Raw genomic sequence first — 14980 nt, 5'->3', positions numbered from 1 at the left:
GGAAGGAGTTCGGCAGCGATGACCAGATATGCGGGGAGCAGGGCCGTGGTCGTGGGCCAGGAGCCCGGGATCGCGCTGGCCATCGCCAAGCGGCTGGTGGAAGGGGGTGCGCAGGTGCTGCTGACCGTCGGCGGCCAGGAGGAGCGGGCCCGGGCCCGGACGGAACTGGGCTCGGCCGCCCGGCTGGTGGTCCTCGCGCCCTCCGCCGCGCCCGGTGACCGGGGCGCGCTCGCCGGTGAGCTGGGCCGGTGGGGCGGCCCCGGGGAGGACGGCGGCGCGGATCTGCTGTTCGCCGGGGCCGTGGACACGGCGCGCCCTCTGCTGCCCTGGGTGCGCGACGGCGGAGCGGTGGTGCTGACCTCACCCGTTCCGCCGGACACAGCGGCGCCGGACACAGCGACGCCGGACACGGCGGTGGGCGCGCTCGCGAGCGAGCTCGCCGGGCGCGGGATCCGCGTCAACGCGGTGGCGCCCGGCTGTATCGAGGCGCCGCCGGCGGGCGCCGTGCCGCTGCCGCCGCTCGGCCGGCTCGGTTCCGCCGAGGAGGTCGCCCGCGCCGCCCTCTTCCTGGCCACGGACGCGACGTTCACGACGGGGGCCCGGCTCCCGGTGGACGGCGGTCTGGGCCGCCGCCCCTAGGCGCCTTCCCCGTGCGCCGCCCTCCCGCCCGGGGGCGGCGGCGGCCGCGCGGTCCGCACCGCCGGCGGGCGCATCCGCCGTACCGCCCGGCCCCGCGGCCGGGCCCGAACACATCCCCGGACACCCACACGTCCCCCGACACCCGGAGCACATCACATGAGCACCTCCCCCGACACGGCGACCGCCCCCGGCGGTTCGGAGTCCCGGCCGGCGCCGCCGGCCGCGGGCGCCGGAGAACCGCAGAAGCTGCCGCTGCTCGCGCTGCTGGCCCTGGCCACGGCGGTCTTCATCACCAGCCTCACCGAGACCCTGCCCGCCGGTCTGTTGCCGCAGATGAGTTCGGATCTGCGGGTGAGCGAGTCGGCGACCGGGCAGACGGTCACCATCTACGCCATCGGCACGGCCCTGACGGCGATCCCGCTGACGGCGGCGACGGCCGGCTGGCGGCGCAAGCGGCTGCTGCTCGTGGCCATGGCGGGCTTCGCCGTCGCCAACACCGTGACGGCGGTGTCGTCGGTCTACGGTCTGACGATGGTGGCCCGGTTCGTCGCCGGTGTCGCCGCCGGTCTGGCGTGGGCGCTGCTCGCCGGGTACGCCCGCCGGATGGCGCCGGTCCACCTCCAGGGCAAGGCGATCGCGATCGCGATGGCGGGTATCCCGGTGGCGCTGTCGCTCGGTGTGCCGGCGGGCACGTTCCTGGGCACCGCGGTCGGCTGGCGGGTGGCGTTCCTGGTGATGACGGCGCTGACCGTGGTGCTGCTGGGGTGGATCTGGGCCGCCGTGCCCGACTACCCGGGCCAGGAGCGCGGTGAGCGGCCGGCGATGCTGCGCGCCCTGAAGGTGCCGGGTGTGGCCCCGGTGCTGTTCGTGACCCTGGTCTTCGTGCTGGCGCACACGATCCTGTACGCGTACATCGCCACCTTCCTCGACGACGTCGGCCTGGGCGGCAGCACGGACCTGGTGCTGCTGGTGTTCGGTGCCGCGTCCCTCCTCAGCATCTGGATCGTGGGGGCGCAGATCCACCGGCGGCTGAGGCTGCTGACGGTGGTCAGCACACTGCTGGTCGCGGTGGCGTCGGCGCTGCTGGCGGTGCTCAGCGACAACACCGCGCTGGTGTACGTCGCGGCCGCGCTGTGGGGCCTGGGATGGGGCGGTGTGCCGACGCTGCTCCAGACGGCGGTCGCCGACGCGGGCGGCGAACAGGCCGATGCCGCGCAGGCGATGCTGGTGACGCTGTGGAACGTCGCCATGGCGGGCGGCGGGATCGCCGGCGGCATCCTGCTCGACGGCATCGGCAGCGACTCCTTCCCGTGGACGGTGCTGCTGCTCCTCGCGCCGGTGCTGGCGGTGGTGGTGTTCGCCCGTGCCCACGGCTTCCCGGTGAAGCGGCCGGGGGCCTGACGGCCCGGCCGCGCGGGCCGCGCGCCGAGCCCCCGTACCTCCCGGCCGGGCCGGGAGGTACGGGGGCTCGGCGGTGTGCCGGGTGGTTGTTCACGAGCTGTTGACACAAACCGGCGGCCCCTCGGAGGACGGCCGTCCGGCGGGTCCCCGCAAGGTGCCGGATCCCAGGTGGCAGCGGGTCGAAGGGGTGTTCGGCGCCGGCGCGCGCAGGCATCGCCCGCGCTCCGTGAACACTCCCTTCACTCCCCCCTCGAAGCGGCGTTTGCGCAGGTCGGAGGCGGAAGTCGCTAAGTCGGGGCGCTCCCCGTGAAATTGTGCAGGGAGCAGGTACTTTTGTGCCTCGTCCGAAGCGTCAGGCATCCGTCCCGCGGGGCGGGGCCGGGGGAGGTACGACGAGGGGGGCGTTCCATGGCGTCACACACCGGGCACAGTGCCGTGCCGGACGAGAGCGCACAGCAGCAGGCGTTTCTGACGGAGGTCTTCGGCCCCTTGCACCGGGTGGAGCAGCGCCGCTGGGCGCGGGCGTACCTGCACGGTCTTCTGCACTCGCCCGGGAAGAAGACACCCCGCAACATGGCGCGGACGGACCGCTTACCGCCCGCGGCGGCGCACGGTCTGCACCAGTTCGTCAACGCCAGCACCTGGGCGTGGGAGCCGGTGCGCCGGCGGCTCGCCCAGTGGGTCGCCGCCGATGCGGCGCCGCACGCCTGGACGGTGGCGGAGCTGGTCATTCCCAAGCGCGGGGAGCACTCGGTGGGGGTGCACCGGGTGACCGACCCGGTGACCGGGCGCACCGTCAACGCACAGCGCGCGGTGGGCCTCTTCCTGGTCACCGACGCCCACTGCCACCCGGTCGACTGGAGCCTGGTCCTCGACGGCGTCTGGGGGCGGGACCGCGACCGCCGGCTGCGGGCCCGGGTGCCGGCGCACGAGACGGCGCGGCAGGCGAGCGCCCATGTCGTCGACCACGCGGCCCAGGTGACGGCCCATCCGCTGCTGCCGCGGCTGCCCTGGGCCCTGGACCTGACCCGTGGCCACGACGCCGGCGGGGTGCTGGCCGGGCTCGCCCGGCACACCTCGGACCTGGTGTGCGAGGTGGACCCCGGCCAGGTGGTGATCAGCGGCCACCGGGCCCCGACGGTGACCACGGTCGCGGGCCTCTTCGAGCAGCGCCGGTCCCGCCGTCCCTCCGTGATGACACGTGACACGGCGGACGGGCGGCACCGCGCGGTGACCGTCCACACCTACGCCGGCACCGTCCGGCTGCCCCGGCGGCGGGGCACGGACGGTGTGTCCGGCGCCCACGGCTACCGGCTGCTGGAGGTCGTCGACCCGACGGGTCGTCAGCCGGGCAGGTACTGGATCACCTCCCCGGGCGACCGGTGCGTGGAGAAGGTGCTGCTGGCGATGCGCGGTCGTGCCACGCTCCGGGCGGCCGTCGGCGAGTTGCGGGAACGATTCGGCGTGCTGGACTTCGAGGGACGTTCGTTCCCCGGCTGGCACCACCACATGACCATGGCCTCGGCCGCGTACGTCTACCACCACCTCCACGGCGGCCCGGGCGCCACCGCGGCCCGGGCCGCGGGCTGAGGGCGAACAGGGAAGAGGAAGGGTCCTGAGCAGTGAGAAACGTTCTCGTGGTGGAACGGGAGACATCGGCCGCCGACGCGATGGTGCGCGATCTGCGCCGCCAGGGGTACGCGGCCCGCAGTGTGGGCACCGGCGCGCACGCGCTGCACGCGTACCGTGAGGCCGATCTGGTGCTGCTCTCCCTGGAGTTGCCCGATGTCGACGGGATCGAGGTGTGCCGCACCCTGCGGGCGGCGAGCGACATTCCGCTGATCGCCTTCACCCGTCGCGACGACGAACTGGAGCGGGTGCTCGCCCTCAAGGCGGGTGCGGACGACTGTGTGGCGCAGACCTGGGGATTCCGTGAGATAGGCGCGCGCGTCGAAGCGGTACTGCGCCGCTCGCGCCGCGGCCCCGCGCATTCCGAGGCCATTTCCCTGCGGCCGCTGCACATCGATCCGCGCACCCGGGAGGTGCGGCTGCGCGACCGGCTGATCGACGTGACGTCGAAGGAATTCGAGCTGCTCTACCTTCTCGCCTCGAATCACGAGACGGTGGTTTCCCGGAAGGAATTGATGTCGAAGGTCTGGGGAAGCGACTGGGGGCCGACGAGCCGCACGATCGACACTCATGTGAGCACCCTGCGGGCGAAACTCGGGTGCAGCCGCTGGATCGTCACCGTCCGCGGGGTCGGCTACCGGATGGCCGTCGCCCGCCGCTCCCCCGAGCCGGCGGAGGCGGCGTTCGCCGCGGAGATGTGAGCCGGGCGCCCCGGGCGACCGGAGCGCCCGGCCGCGGGACACCGTGGCGACGGGCCGTCGTGCCGTCAGCGCGTCGGGCCGCCTGGCCGTCAGGCCGTCGCGCCGTCAGGCGGTCAGGCGGTCAGGCCGTCGCGCCTCGCGGTCGCCCGGCCGTCAGGCCGCCCGGCGGATCCCCGGCGTCCAGCCTGCGCAGCAGCGGATGCACCTGGCCGCCGCGGGTGCCCGTGACCCGGCGGGCCCACCAGGCGGAGGCCAGGTTGGAGGTCAGCAGCACCCGGGCCGGCTCCTCGCGGGCGAGTTCGTGGAGTGCGGCGAGGGTGGCCATCCCCGTACCGGTGAACAGCAGCGCGCTGTCCACGGGCGGGCGCCGTCCGCCCAGGTGGGCGCGGAGGCGTTCGCGCAGGCTCGGCAGTCCCACGGCGTACGGGTCGTAGTGCTCCGCACCCTCGGGGGTGCGGCCCGCCGGGACGAGGACGACGCCGTCGACGGTGAGGCCGGCCCGCTCCCAGTAGGCGCGGGAGACGTCGGTGAGCCAGGGCTCGTAGGGCGAGACGAGTGTCAGCCGGCTGACGCCGAGGGCCTCGCAGGCCGCGAGGACGGCCTGGGTGGAGGACCGCACCGGATGGCGCACCCGCACCGACAGCTCCTCGCAGAACGCGCGGTCGCCGGCCGGGTCCAGCAGGTAGTGCGAGGCGCTGCACGCCACCACCGTGGCGTCCAGGCGCAGGCCGCCGAAGTCGCCCAGGGTGTCGGGGAGCACCTCGTTGTAGGTCTCCAGCATCCGCCGGAGGCCGAGGCCGGGCGTGGTCGGGAAACGGGCGGTGTAGACGTTCAGTCCGGTGCCGAGCAGATGGTTGAACTCCGGTTCCGCCGTGGGGTTCTCCGGCGGGACGACGACTCCTAGCCGTGGCAGCGAGAAAAGGTCCATGACGGCACGCTAGGACCGCGTGCGCGACGGCGTCACGAGTACGGCCGGGAAAAGACATGCCGCACACACGCCCTTTGCGCGCCCTTTCGTTCCTGACATTCCTTGACACTCCCCCACACACATCTGACCCGGATTCCCTTGTTTCCGGGGGCGATTCGCCGGATCGTGGTGATCACCGCCCGCCGAACCCTTTCCGACGCGGTTCACCGACCACTTTCCCGAATGAGGAGTGATGGCCATGGCAGCCAAGGAAATACCGGACGAGGCACCGGTCGCGCCGCGCGTCTCCGACGCGACGCTGCGGGATTCGGCGCACATGGCGGGTGTCGAGTTCGGCCCCGGGGACGCCGCCGTGATCGCGGATCTGCTGGTGCGCACGGGCGTCGAACTGGTCGAGGTGGGCATGGTCTCCGGACCGGGCTCCAAGGACGCCCCGCTCGTCGGCGCCGTCCACGAGGCCGTGACCCCCGAGCGCAGCATGACCCTGGTCGTGGTGCGTGACCGGCGGCAGGTCGTGCAGGCGCTCGACGAGGCGCTGCGGCTCGGGGTGCGCCACATCATGTACTCCATCCCCACCTCCGAGCAGCACGCCCGGCTGAAGCTGGGCTCGCCCAGCCCGAAGTTCCTCCAGTCCCTGGCCCGCGCCGCGATCACCGAGGCCAAGGAGCGCGGCTTCCACGTCACCTTCAGCGGCGAGGACGGCGCCCGCACCCCCAGGGAGCGCCTGGTGCCCTATGTGGAGGCGGGGTTCGCGGCCGGGGCGGACCGCTTCCGGCTCGCGGAGACCGTCGCCTACCTCTCGCCGTGGCAGATGGAGGAGGTCGTCGGCGACCTCACGGCGATCGACGGCTCGGAGATCGAGATCCACTCCCACAACATGCTGGGCATGGCCGTGGCCAACTCGCTGGCCGCGGTGCGCGCCGGCGCGCGGTGGATCTCCGCCACGGTCGGCGGCATCGGCGAGCGGGGCGGGAACGCCCCGCTCGCGGAACTGCTGACCTCGCTGCGGGTGATCCACGGCGACACCCGGTTCGACCTGAGCCACCTCACCGAGCTCTCCCGGGTGGCGCTGCGGGGCGCCGGTCTCGGGGAGTCCTTCCAGTCCGGGCCGACGACGGAGCACGCCTTCGCTTACGAACTGCCCGGTCAGCTCGTCAACCCGGAGGCGTACGAGACGCTGCCCGCCGAACTGGTCGGCAACACCCGGGAGCTGAGGGTGCGCAGCAGGCTGACGCCGGCGCTCGTGAAGTGGGCGCTCGACGGTTCGGGCGTCTTCGTCGACCCGGACGCGTTCACCCCGTGGCTGGCCGCGCGCCAGGCGCGCGACGGCGCATCGCTGCTGGACCGCGACGCGATCCGCAAGGCGGCCATCGACTTCCAGGCCGCCTGACGCCCCTCCGCCCACGCCCCATACGAACCCACCGCCCGACCCCGTCACGAACCACCGCACGAACCCACCGCGTGAACCCACCACGCGCCCCCACCGCGCGACCTCATCGCCCGACCCCATCACGCGCCCCCCACCGCGCGACCCCATCGAACAGGAGTGCCTTCCATGACCACCGCCACCCTGACCGGAACCTGCCCCGAGTGCGAGACCGGTCTGACCGTCCCGCCGGTCGTGGAGGGCGAGACCCTCTCGTGCCCCGAGTGCATCCTCACCCTGCGCGTGGAGGCCGTCCGGGAAGGCGTGCTCAGCCTGCGGATGGTCGAGGTGCAGCTTCGCGACTGGGGCCAGTGACATGACCGTCGCCATCGCCGTCGTCGCGGACCGGATCGCCTGGGAGGAACGGCGCCTCATCGAGGCCGCCCCCGCGCACGGTCTGCGCATCGAGTGGGTCAACGACGAGTCGCTGAGCCTGGGCGACCCCTCCGCGCCCTCCCTGGCCGGCTACGACGCGGTGCTGCTGCGCAGCCGCAGCTACACCCGCGGCGGGCTGATCGCCACGCTCGCCGAGGCCGCCGGGATACGCGTCCTCAACTCGGCGCACGCCATCCACACCTGCGAGAACAAGGCGGTGCTGCGCGCGGCGCTGCGCCGGGCGGGCGTACCCGTGCCGGACTTCCGGCTGGCGCTGTCCCGTCCGGACTTCGAGCGGGCGCTGGCGGAGCTCGAACTGCCGCTGGTGCTCAAGCCCGTCTTCGGCGGCATGGGCAAACGGGTCACGCTGCTGCGCGACCCCGACCTCGCCGCGTCCGTGTACGACTACGTGGAGGACCTCGGGCACGCCTTCGAGCAGGCCTGCCTCGTGGAGCCCTACATCGGCGGCGGCACCTCGGTGCGCTGCCTGGTCGTCGGGCGGGAGCTGGTGGCCGCGGCCGAGTTCGCGAGCGGCGGCACCGACTGGCGCAACAACGCGGCGCTCGGCAACAGCAGCCGGGCCGTCGCCCACGACCCCGAAGTCCTCAAGATCGTCGACGGGGTGGTGGACGAACTCGGCCCCGGGATCTACGGGGTCGACCTCTTCGCCACCCCCGACGGCCTCGTCGTCAACGAGGTCAACCACGCACCCGCGTTCCGCGCGGTGGCCTCCGCGACAGGGGCCGACGTCCCGTCGGCCGTCGGCCGCTACCTCCAGGAGCTGCTCGTATGACGCGCCCCATCCGCGCGGGGGTGGTCGGCGCCTCCGGCCTCGCCGGCGGCGAACTCCTCCGCCTGATCACCCAGCACCCCGGTCTGGAACTCGCCTTCCTCGGCGGCTCCTCCCACATCGGCCGCCGGCCGGCCGAGCTGCACCCCGGGCTCCGCCTAGGACTGAACGGCCTCACCGTGCGCCCGGTGACCGAGGAGATCGCCGGCGAACTGGACGTGGTCTTCCTCGCCACCCCGGCGCCGGTGTCCGCCGAACTCGCCGCGCTGCTCGCCGACCGGGTGCCCGCCGTGATCGACCTCAGCGGCGCGTTCCGCATCCGCACCCCCGAGCTGCACCAGCGCTGGTACCCGAAGGTGCAGCGCCGGCCCGACCTCGCGGAGCGCTTCGTCTACGGCGTGCCGGAGCTCGTCGGCGACCGGCTCGCGGACGCGTCCCTGATCTCGCTGCCCGGCTGCTACGCCACCGCGATCACCCTCGGCCTGGCACCGCTCGCCCTCGGCCTCGGCCTCGATCTGCGGACGGTGGTGATCGACGGCAAGAGCGGTTCCAGCGGCGGCGGTCTCCAACTCCGCACCACCGACCTGCACCCGTACCGCAACGGGGCCATCGCCCCGTACGCGCCGACCGGGCACCGGCACGCGGGCGAGGTGCGGGACTTCCTGGAGCGCGAGGGCGCCGGACCGGTCGGCTCGCTCACCATGTCCGCGTACGGCGTCTCCCATGTCCGCGGGCTGCTCACCAGCAGCTACGTCTTCACCGACCAGGAGGTCGACCAGCGCGAACTCCAGCGGGCGTACCTGCGGTTCTACAAGGGGCATCCGTTCGTCCGGGTGCGCAGGCACGACGAGACGCTGATCCCGGTGCCCGACCCGCAGGCCGTGCTCGGTTCCAACTACTGCGACGTGACCGTGCTGCACGACGAGGAGGACGGCCGGATCGTGGTCCTCGCCGCCCTGGACAACCTCGTCAAGGGCGCGGCGGGGCAGGCCGTCCAGGCCGCGAACCTGCGCTTCGGACTGCCCGTGGAGACGGGCCTGACGATGCACCCGGTGATGCCGGCGTGAGCGGCGCGCCCGGTGACGGCGGCGTGAGCGGCGTGAGCACACCGACCGTGGTGAAGCTCGGCGGAAGCTGCCTGGACGATCTCGACGGCGCCTGGTGGGACGACCTGGCCGCGTACGGCCGCGAGCGCCCGCTGGTGCTGGTGCACGGCTGGTCCAAGCCGCTGAAGCGGCTGCGTCCGCGCTACAGCGAGCCGTCCGCGGTCCTGCGCGACCGCTACGGCAACCAGAGCAGGTGGACCACACCCGAGGTGATCGAGGACATCAGGACGGTGAGCGCGGCGCTGGCCGAGGACGTCCTCGGACGGCTCGACCGGCGCGGGATCACCGCGGAGCGGCTGCTCGGCAGCGACGGACTCGTCGCCGCGGGCGAGGCCGAACGCTGGTGGTGGCGCGAGAAGCGGCTCGTGGAGCTGGAGAACCTGGTCGGGCCGATCACCGGGGTCGACCCGGCGGCCCTGAAGAACCTCCGCCCGGGCCACGCGTATCTCGTCACCCCGCTCGCCCGGAACGCCGCCGGCCGGGAGGTCAACACCGACGCGGACCGGGCCGCGGCGGCCGTCGCCGGGGCCACCGGCGCGGCCGACCTGGTGCTCGTCACCGATGTCGCCCATCTGCTGGTCGACGGCGAACCGGTGCGCGAGATCGGCGCCGCACAGGCCGCGGCCTTCCGCGACAAGGGGGCGACGGGCGGGATGCGCAAGAAGCTGCGGGCCGCCGGTGAGGCCCTCGACGGCGGCGTCCGGCGGGTGGTGCTCGGCAGCGCGTCCGTCACCGACCTGCTGGCGGGCCGCACCGGCACCGTCATCACCCGAACCCCGCAGACCTGAGGAGCTGGACCGTGGCGCAACCCCGTGTGCTGGTCGTCGACAACGGCACGCTCTCCCTCCCCCAGCTCCGCGCCCGCTTCGAGCAACTGGGCTCGGACACGGACGCCGTCGACGCCGCGTCCGTCCCGGCACGGCTCGGCGGCCGCTACCAGGCCGTCGTGCTCAGCGGCACCAAGGTCCGGGCGTACGACACCGACTACTACCGGCCGCTGATCGACCTCGTCCACAGCAGCGACGTACCGGTCTTCGGGATCTGCGGCGGCATGCAGATCCTGGCCGTGTCGGCCGGCGGGCGGCTCGCCGACGGCCCCCAGCGGGTCGGCGGCTTCGAGGTCCAGGTCGACAAGGAGGAACCGCTCTTCACCCATGTGAAACCGACCGTGACCGTCTTCCACCGGCACACCCTCTACCTCCAGGAGGCCCCCGAGGGCTTCCGCTCCATCGGCCGCTCCGAACACGCCCCCGTCGAGTTCCTGCGGTCCGACGACGGCCGGATCCTCGGGTCCCAGGCGCATCTGGAGTTCCGCTCCGACGGCCTGGAGATCCTGCGCGGCTTCGCCCAGCTCTACCGGTGACGCGCCCGCGCCCACCCCGCCGGCCCGTCACCGGCGTTCTTCGTACACACCCCCTCGTGTCGCACATGTCCCATGTGCGGGGAAGGACTTGGCAATGAGTGATCAGGACAGCCCGCAGGAGCCGGCGTTCACCGTCTCCCTGAACGGCAGCGGAGGTTCGATCAGGGGCTGGGTGGTCGTCGACTCGCTGTACGACGGCCTGGCGATGGGCGGCACCCGGCGGACGGCCGGTGTCACCGAGGAGGAAGTGGCGGGCCTCGCCCGCGACATGACGGACAAGTTCACGCTCGCCCGGCTGCCCATCGGCGGCGCCAAGGCCGGCATCGTCGCCGACGACGCGGACCGCGAGGAGACCTTCCGCACCTTCGGCAGGACCGTCAAGCCGCTGCTGCACGGCGGCATCCACCTGGGCATCGACATGGGCGTCACCCCCGCCGACCGTGCCGTGTTCTTCGACGCGGCGGGCTACGACCCCCGCTACCGGCTCGGTGCCCCGGACATGCCCGTCGACTGGCGCACCTACTACGAGCCGCTGATCGACGCCACCGGACACGGTGTCGGCGTCGCGGCGGTGACGGCGCTGGAGGCGAGTGGCCGCACCGGTCCCGCCCGGGTGGTCGTCCAGGGCTTCGGCGCGGTGGGCCGGGCGGTGGCCCGGTTCCTGGAGGACCGGGGCCATGTGGTGGTCGGTGTCGCCGACATCGAGGGCACCGTCAGCGCGGAGCGCATCCCGGTGGCCGACCTGGTCGCGATCACCGACGAGTACGGCCGGATCGACCGGTCGCGGCTGCCGCAGGACGTGACCTTGTCGTCCGAGCCGGACGCCTGGCTGGACGTCGACGCCGACCTGCTGATCCTCGCCGCGCAGAAGCACGCGGTGAACGCCGAGAACGCGCACCGGCTGCGGGCCCGGCTGGTCGTGGAGGGCGCCAACCTCGCCTCCGGCGCGGAGGCGAAGGAGAAGGTGCGGGCGGCGGGGGCCGTGCTGGTGCCCGGGGTGATCGCCAACATCGGCGGCGCGGCGTCGGCGGCGCTGGCCGTCACCCGGGTGGTGCCCTTCGACCTGGCGGCCGGGGCCCGCAAGGCGTGGGTCTTCGACTGGGTCGGCGACCGGGTGCGGCAGAACACCCGCGATCTGCTGGAGATCGCGGCGTCGAGCGCGGGCGACCCCCTGCCGGAGTTGCTCGCGGCACGCCGCAAGGAGCGCCGGTGACGGCGGCACCGGCAAGGCCCGGTACCGGGGGCCGGACCGTCCCGGACGAGGGTGCGGTCCGTGGTGACACGGCGGACCGGACCCCCGTGGCCCGGGCGGGGAACGGGCCGTCCCCGGCCGGGGACGCGCCGCGCGGTGACGAGGCGGCGCTCCCCGCGGACGGAGCGGCCTCGGACGCCGGGACCGGACGGGGCGCCGCAGGCGAACGGGGCGCCGCGCCCCTGCCCGGCGCCCCGGGCCGGGCGGCCCCGGACGGGGCAGCGGGCGCCGGCCCGGGGCCTCGCGTCCCGGCCGAGGTGGCGGCGGAGTACCGGCGCCGGGGGTGGTGGCGGGAGGAGACGTTCCTCGACGACCTGTTCCGGCAGGCGCGGGAGCGGCCCCACCGGCTCGCCGTCGCGGCCCGGCGGGTCGCCGAGTCCCGCACCGACACCCTGGACTGGGCCGAACTGGCGCGGCTGACCGACCGCTTCGCCCTGGCCCTGCTCGACCTGGGCGTCCGGCGCGGCGACTTCGTGGCCGTGCAGCTCCCCAACCGGTGGGAGATGGTGCCCCTGATCTTCGCCGCCGCGCGGATCGGCGCCGTGATCTGCCCGATCTCGCCGATCTGCCCGGAGGAGGAGCTGCGGCACCGCCTCGGCCTCACCCGGGCCCGGGTGTTCGTCACCCAGCCGCAGTGGTCGGGGACCGGCCTCGCCGCGATCGGCGTGCGGCTCCGCGCCGAGCTGGACACCCTCGACCATGTGGTCGTCGTGGACGGCCCGGTGCCGGAGGGCGCCCACTCCTTCCACGAGCGCTTCGTGGCCCCGGCGGACGAGGACCGGCGCGCCGGTGAGCTCGCCGGACTGGCGCTCGGGCCCGACGAGCCGTTCGTGGTCCTGTTCACCTCCGGGACCACGGGCGAGTCCAAGGGCGTGCTGCACAGCCAGAACACCGTGCACTCCGCGGTCCGCGGCTACGCGGACGCCTTCGGGCTGGACGGCGACTGGGTCGCCGCGGTGTCCACACCGCTGGTGCACTACTCGGGCTTCGCGCAGGGCGTCCTCGCCGGCACCCTGCTCGGCGGCACGGTCGCCTTCCAGGACGAACGGCGCAACGAGGCCCTGCTGGACCTGGTGGAGCGCTACGGGGCGACGCTGCTCTACGGGCCGCCGGCCACCCTGGCGGACGTCGCGGCGTCCCAGCGGGAGGTGAAGCGCGACACGAGCACCCTGCGGCACGTGGTGATCGGGTCCGCGCCCGTGCTCGCCGCGCTGGCGGACGAGGTGCACGAGACGCTCGGCGCGCGCGCCCACTCGCTGTGGGGCATGTCGGAGAACGGCCCCGTCACCATGACCCGCCCCGACGACCCCCAGGACCGGGCGGCGCACAGCAACGGCCGGACCATCGAGGCGATGGAGGTCCGGGTCGACGCGGAGGGCGTCGGGGACGGCGGGCCGGTGGGCGGCGGCGTCGGCCGGCTCCGGGTGCGCGGCGCGTCGCTGGCGCTGGGCTACTACCGGCGCGAGGAGGTCTTCGCGGCGGAGTTCACCGCGGACGGCTGGTTCGACACCGGCGACCTGGCCCGCGAGGACGGTCACGACGGCATCCGCATCGTCGGCCGGGCCCGTGACGCGATCGTCCGGGACGGGCACGTCGCCCCGATGACCGAGCTGGAGGCGGTGATCGGCAGCCACCCCCGGGCCGTGGAGGCCGCCGTCGTCGGCCTGGATCCGGACGGGCCGGGCGCGTCGTCGGTGATCGTCGCGGTGGTGGTCCCGCGGGACGGCGAGGGGCCGACGCTCGACGAGGTCCGCGCGCACCTGCTGGCGGCGGGCCACGGGGACCGTTTCCTGCCGGACCGGGTGGAGTCGCTGCCCGTGCTGCCCAAGACGCTGACGGGCAAGGTCCGCAAGGTGGCACTGCGCGAGCGGTACGCCGGGCCGCCGGGCGCCTGACGCCCGTGCCCGGCTCGCCCGGGAACACCCGCGACCGATCGCCCGCCCTCACTCCCAGGAGCCCTGAGATGCCTGTGTCCACACCGGTCCCCATGTCGGCCACGCTCGCCGCCGACGAGGCGCTGGCGCGCCGGCGGGCGGCCGGGGAGCGTGTCCTGTCCATGGCCAGCGGGGAGATCGGCCTGCCGGTGCTCCCCGCCCTGCGGGAGCGGCTCGCCGCCGCCGCGGGCGAGAACGCCTACGGGCCGGTGCCCGGCAGCCCGGAGCTGCGGGCCGCGGCCGCCGGGTACTGGCGGCGGCGCGGGCTCGCCACCGACCCCGGTCAGGTGGTGGCCGGGCCGGGCAGCAAACCGCTGCTGTTCGCGCTGCTGCTGGCGATCGGCGGCGACGTCGCCGTCCCCGTGCCGGGCTGGGTGAGCTACGGGGCGCAGGCACGGCTGGCGGGGGCGGAGCCCCTCCCGGTGCCGACCCGGCCGGGCGAGGGCGGGGTGCCCGATCCGGAACTGCTGCGCGAGGCGGTCACGGCGGCGCGGCGGGCGGGCCGGGATCCCCGGGCGGTCGTGGTGACGGTGCCGGACAACCCCACCGGCACGGTCGCGCCGCCGGACACGGTGCGGGCGCTCGCCGAGGCGGCGAGGGAGCTCGACCTGGTGGTGGTGTCGGACGAGATCTACTGCGACCTGGTCTACGACACGTCGGCGCCCGCCCACTCACCGGCCCGGTACGCGCCGGAGCGGACGGTGGTGACCTGCGGGCTGACGAAGAACCTCGCGCTCGGGGGCTGGCGCACCGGGGTGGCCAGGCTGCCGGACGGCGAGGCCGGCCGGGAGCTCGGCACCCGGCTGGTGTCGGTCGCCAGCCAGATCTGGTCCAGCCCGCCCGCGCCGGTGCAGTCGGCCGCGGCGTACGCGTTCGGCGAGCCGCCGGAGGTGATCGCGCAGGTCGCGGCGGCCCGCCGGCTGCACGGGACGGTGGTGCGCGCGGTCGCCGGGCACCTGGTCGCGGCGGGCGCGGCGCTCGCCCCGGTCGCCGCGACCTGCTACCTCTATCCCGATTTCGCCCCGCTGCGCGACCGGCTGGCCGCCGCGCACGGGGTGCACGACGGCGACGGCGTCGCCCGGTTCCTGGGCGAGCGCCACGGCGTGGGCGTCCTGCCGGGGAGTGCCTTCGGCGAGCCGGCGGGGTCGCTGCGCGTCCGGCTGGCCACCAGCCGGCTGTACGGCGCGGACGACGGGCAGCGGCTGGCGGCGCTGGCCGCGCCCGATCCGCTGGCGCTGCCGTGGATCGCCGGGGCCGTCGCCTGGGCCGGCGAGGCCCTCGCCGACCTGGCCGCCGGCCCGGGCCCGGCCGCCCGCCGCCCCTGAGCCGCACCCTCCCTCCCCGGTCCCGCCCACGTGCGGCACCGGACCGGACCCGCCGCCGGGCGGGCCGAACCCGCCGCACCGCAACCGCTGTTCCCACCATCACCAGGAGGA

The 14980-nt window shown here is 74.6% G+C and carries 14 protein-coding genes; 13 read left to right on the top strand and 1 reads right to left on the bottom strand.

What is annotated here, in order from left to right:
• Positions 1-18 precede the first annotated feature (18 nt).
• From JE024_RS33935 to JE024_RS33920, 4 genes are all read left to right on the top strand, one after another.
• Positions 19-639 carry an SDR family oxidoreductase gene (locus JE024_RS33935; protein WP_205377708.1) on the top strand — a complete coding sequence of 207 codons (621 nt, stop codon included), beginning with the start codon at positions 19-21 and terminating at the stop codon, positions 637-639.
• 156 nt (positions 640-795) lie between these two features.
• On the top strand, positions 796-2040 hold the full coding sequence (locus JE024_RS33930) for an MFS transporter (RefSeq protein ID WP_205377707.1): 1245 nt from the start codon (positions 796-798) through the stop codon (positions 2038-2040).
• 408 nt (positions 2041-2448) lie between these two features.
• Positions 2449-3630 (top strand): IS701 family transposase, encoded by a 1182-nt coding sequence (locus tag JE024_RS33925; protein WP_205377706.1) that lies wholly within the window; start codon positions 2449-2451, stop codon positions 3628-3630.
• A 32-nt stretch (positions 3631-3662) separates the two neighbouring features.
• The gene (locus JE024_RS33920) at positions 3663-4370 is read left to right on the top strand and encodes a response regulator transcription factor (RefSeq protein WP_205377705.1); all 708 of its coding nucleotides are present in this window, start codon (positions 3663-3665) and stop codon (positions 4368-4370) included.
• 121 nt (positions 4371-4491) lie between these two features.
• Here the strand turns inward: JE024_RS33920 and JE024_RS33915 are convergent, their stop codons facing one another.
• Positions 4492-5298, bottom strand: a complete 807-nt coding sequence (locus tag JE024_RS33915) for a maleate cis-trans isomerase family protein (RefSeq protein ID WP_205377704.1) — start codon at positions 5296-5298, stop codon at positions 4492-4494.
• Positions 5299-5536: 238 nt separating this feature from the next.
• Here JE024_RS33915 and JE024_RS33910 point away from each other — a divergent pair, with 238 nt between their 5' ends.
• From JE024_RS33910 to JE024_RS33870, 9 genes are all read left to right on the top strand, one after another.
• A complete protein-coding gene (locus tag JE024_RS33910) occupies positions 5537-6688 on the top strand; it encodes a hydroxymethylglutaryl-CoA lyase-like TIM-barrel protein (protein ID WP_205377703.1) in 1152 nt (383 codons plus the stop codon).
• A 165-nt stretch (positions 6689-6853) separates the two neighbouring features.
• Entirely contained in the window at positions 6854-7039 is a 186-nt protein-coding gene (locus JE024_RS33905; RefSeq protein ID WP_147986172.1) for a lysine biosynthesis protein LysW, read from the top strand.
• Between the two features lies 1 nt (position 7040).
• On the top strand, positions 7041-7892 hold the full coding sequence (locus JE024_RS33900) for an ATP-grasp domain-containing protein (protein ID WP_205377702.1): 852 nt from the start codon (positions 7041-7043) through the stop codon (positions 7890-7892).
• Positions 7889-8956, top strand: a complete 1068-nt coding sequence (gene argC, locus JE024_RS33895) for an N-acetyl-gamma-glutamyl-phosphate reductase (protein ID WP_205377701.1) — start codon at positions 7889-7891, stop codon at positions 8954-8956. Before JE024_RS33900 ends, argC begins: the two co-directional genes overlap by 4 nt.
• Before the next feature lie 32 nt (positions 8957-8988).
• Positions 8989-9783, top strand: coding sequence for an amino acid kinase family protein (locus tag JE024_RS33890; protein ID WP_244883359.1), 795 nt, complete (start codon positions 8989-8991; stop codon positions 9781-9783).
• Positions 9784-9794: 11 nt separating this feature from the next.
• Positions 9795-10358: a type 1 glutamine amidotransferase gene (locus tag JE024_RS33885; protein WP_205377700.1), complete on the top strand. Its 564-nt coding sequence runs from the start codon at positions 9795-9797 to the stop codon at positions 10356-10358.
• Positions 10359-10452: 94 nt separating this feature from the next.
• Positions 10453-11571, top strand: a complete 1119-nt coding sequence (locus JE024_RS33880; RefSeq protein WP_205377699.1) for a Glu/Leu/Phe/Val dehydrogenase dimerization domain-containing protein — start codon at positions 10453-10455, stop codon at positions 11569-11571.
• Positions 11572-11867: 296 nt separating this feature from the next.
• Positions 11868-13505 carry an AMP-binding protein gene (locus JE024_RS33875; protein WP_244883619.1) on the top strand — a complete coding sequence of 546 codons (1638 nt, stop codon included), beginning with the start codon at positions 11868-11870 and terminating at the stop codon, positions 13503-13505.
• Between the two features lie 68 nt (positions 13506-13573).
• Positions 13574-14869, top strand: coding sequence for a pyridoxal phosphate-dependent aminotransferase (locus tag JE024_RS33870; protein ID WP_205377698.1), 1296 nt, complete (start codon positions 13574-13576; stop codon positions 14867-14869).
• Positions 14870-14980 lie beyond the last annotated feature (111 nt).

It is taken from the genome of Streptomyces zhihengii, assembly GCF_016919245.1.
Lineage (GTDB): Bacteria > Actinomycetota > Actinomycetes > Streptomycetales > Streptomycetaceae > Streptomyces > Streptomyces zhihengii.
Note: the sequence above shows the minus strand (reverse complement) of the source record. Positions and strands in the feature narration are given on the sequence as shown.

Bases quoted from the DNA above. Each gene is read 5' to 3' on its own strand.
- JE024_RS33935 (WP_205377708.1), top strand. From the start codon at position 19: ATGACCAGATATGCGGGGAGCAGGGCCGTGGTCGTGGGCCAGGAGCCC.
- JE024_RS33930 (WP_205377707.1), top strand. From the start codon at position 796: ATGAGCACCTCCCCCGACACGGCGACCGCCCCCGGCGGTTCGGAGTCC.
- JE024_RS33925 (WP_205377706.1), top strand. From the start codon at position 2,449: ATGGCGTCACACACCGGGCACAGTGCCGTGCCGGACGAGAGCGCACAG.
- JE024_RS33915 (WP_205377704.1), bottom strand. From the start codon at position 5,298: ATGGACCTTTTCTCGCTGCCACGGCTAGGAGTCGTCGTCCCGCCGGAG.
- JE024_RS33910 (WP_205377703.1), top strand. From the start codon at position 5,537: ATGGCAGCCAAGGAAATACCGGACGAGGCACCGGTCGCGCCGCGCGTC.
- JE024_RS33905 (WP_147986172.1), top strand. From the start codon at position 6,854: ATGACCACCGCCACCCTGACCGGAACCTGCCCCGAGTGCGAGACCGGT.
- JE024_RS33900 (WP_205377702.1), top strand. From the start codon at position 7,041: ATGACCGTCGCCATCGCCGTCGTCGCGGACCGGATCGCCTGGGAGGAA.
- argC (WP_205377701.1), top strand. From the start codon at position 7,889: ATGACGCGCCCCATCCGCGCGGGGGTGGTCGGCGCCTCCGGCCTCGCC.
- JE024_RS33880 (WP_205377699.1), top strand. From the start codon at position 10,453: ATGAGTGATCAGGACAGCCCGCAGGAGCCGGCGTTCACCGTCTCCCTG.
- JE024_RS33870 (WP_205377698.1), top strand. From the start codon at position 13,574: ATGCCTGTGTCCACACCGGTCCCCATGTCGGCCACGCTCGCCGCCGAC.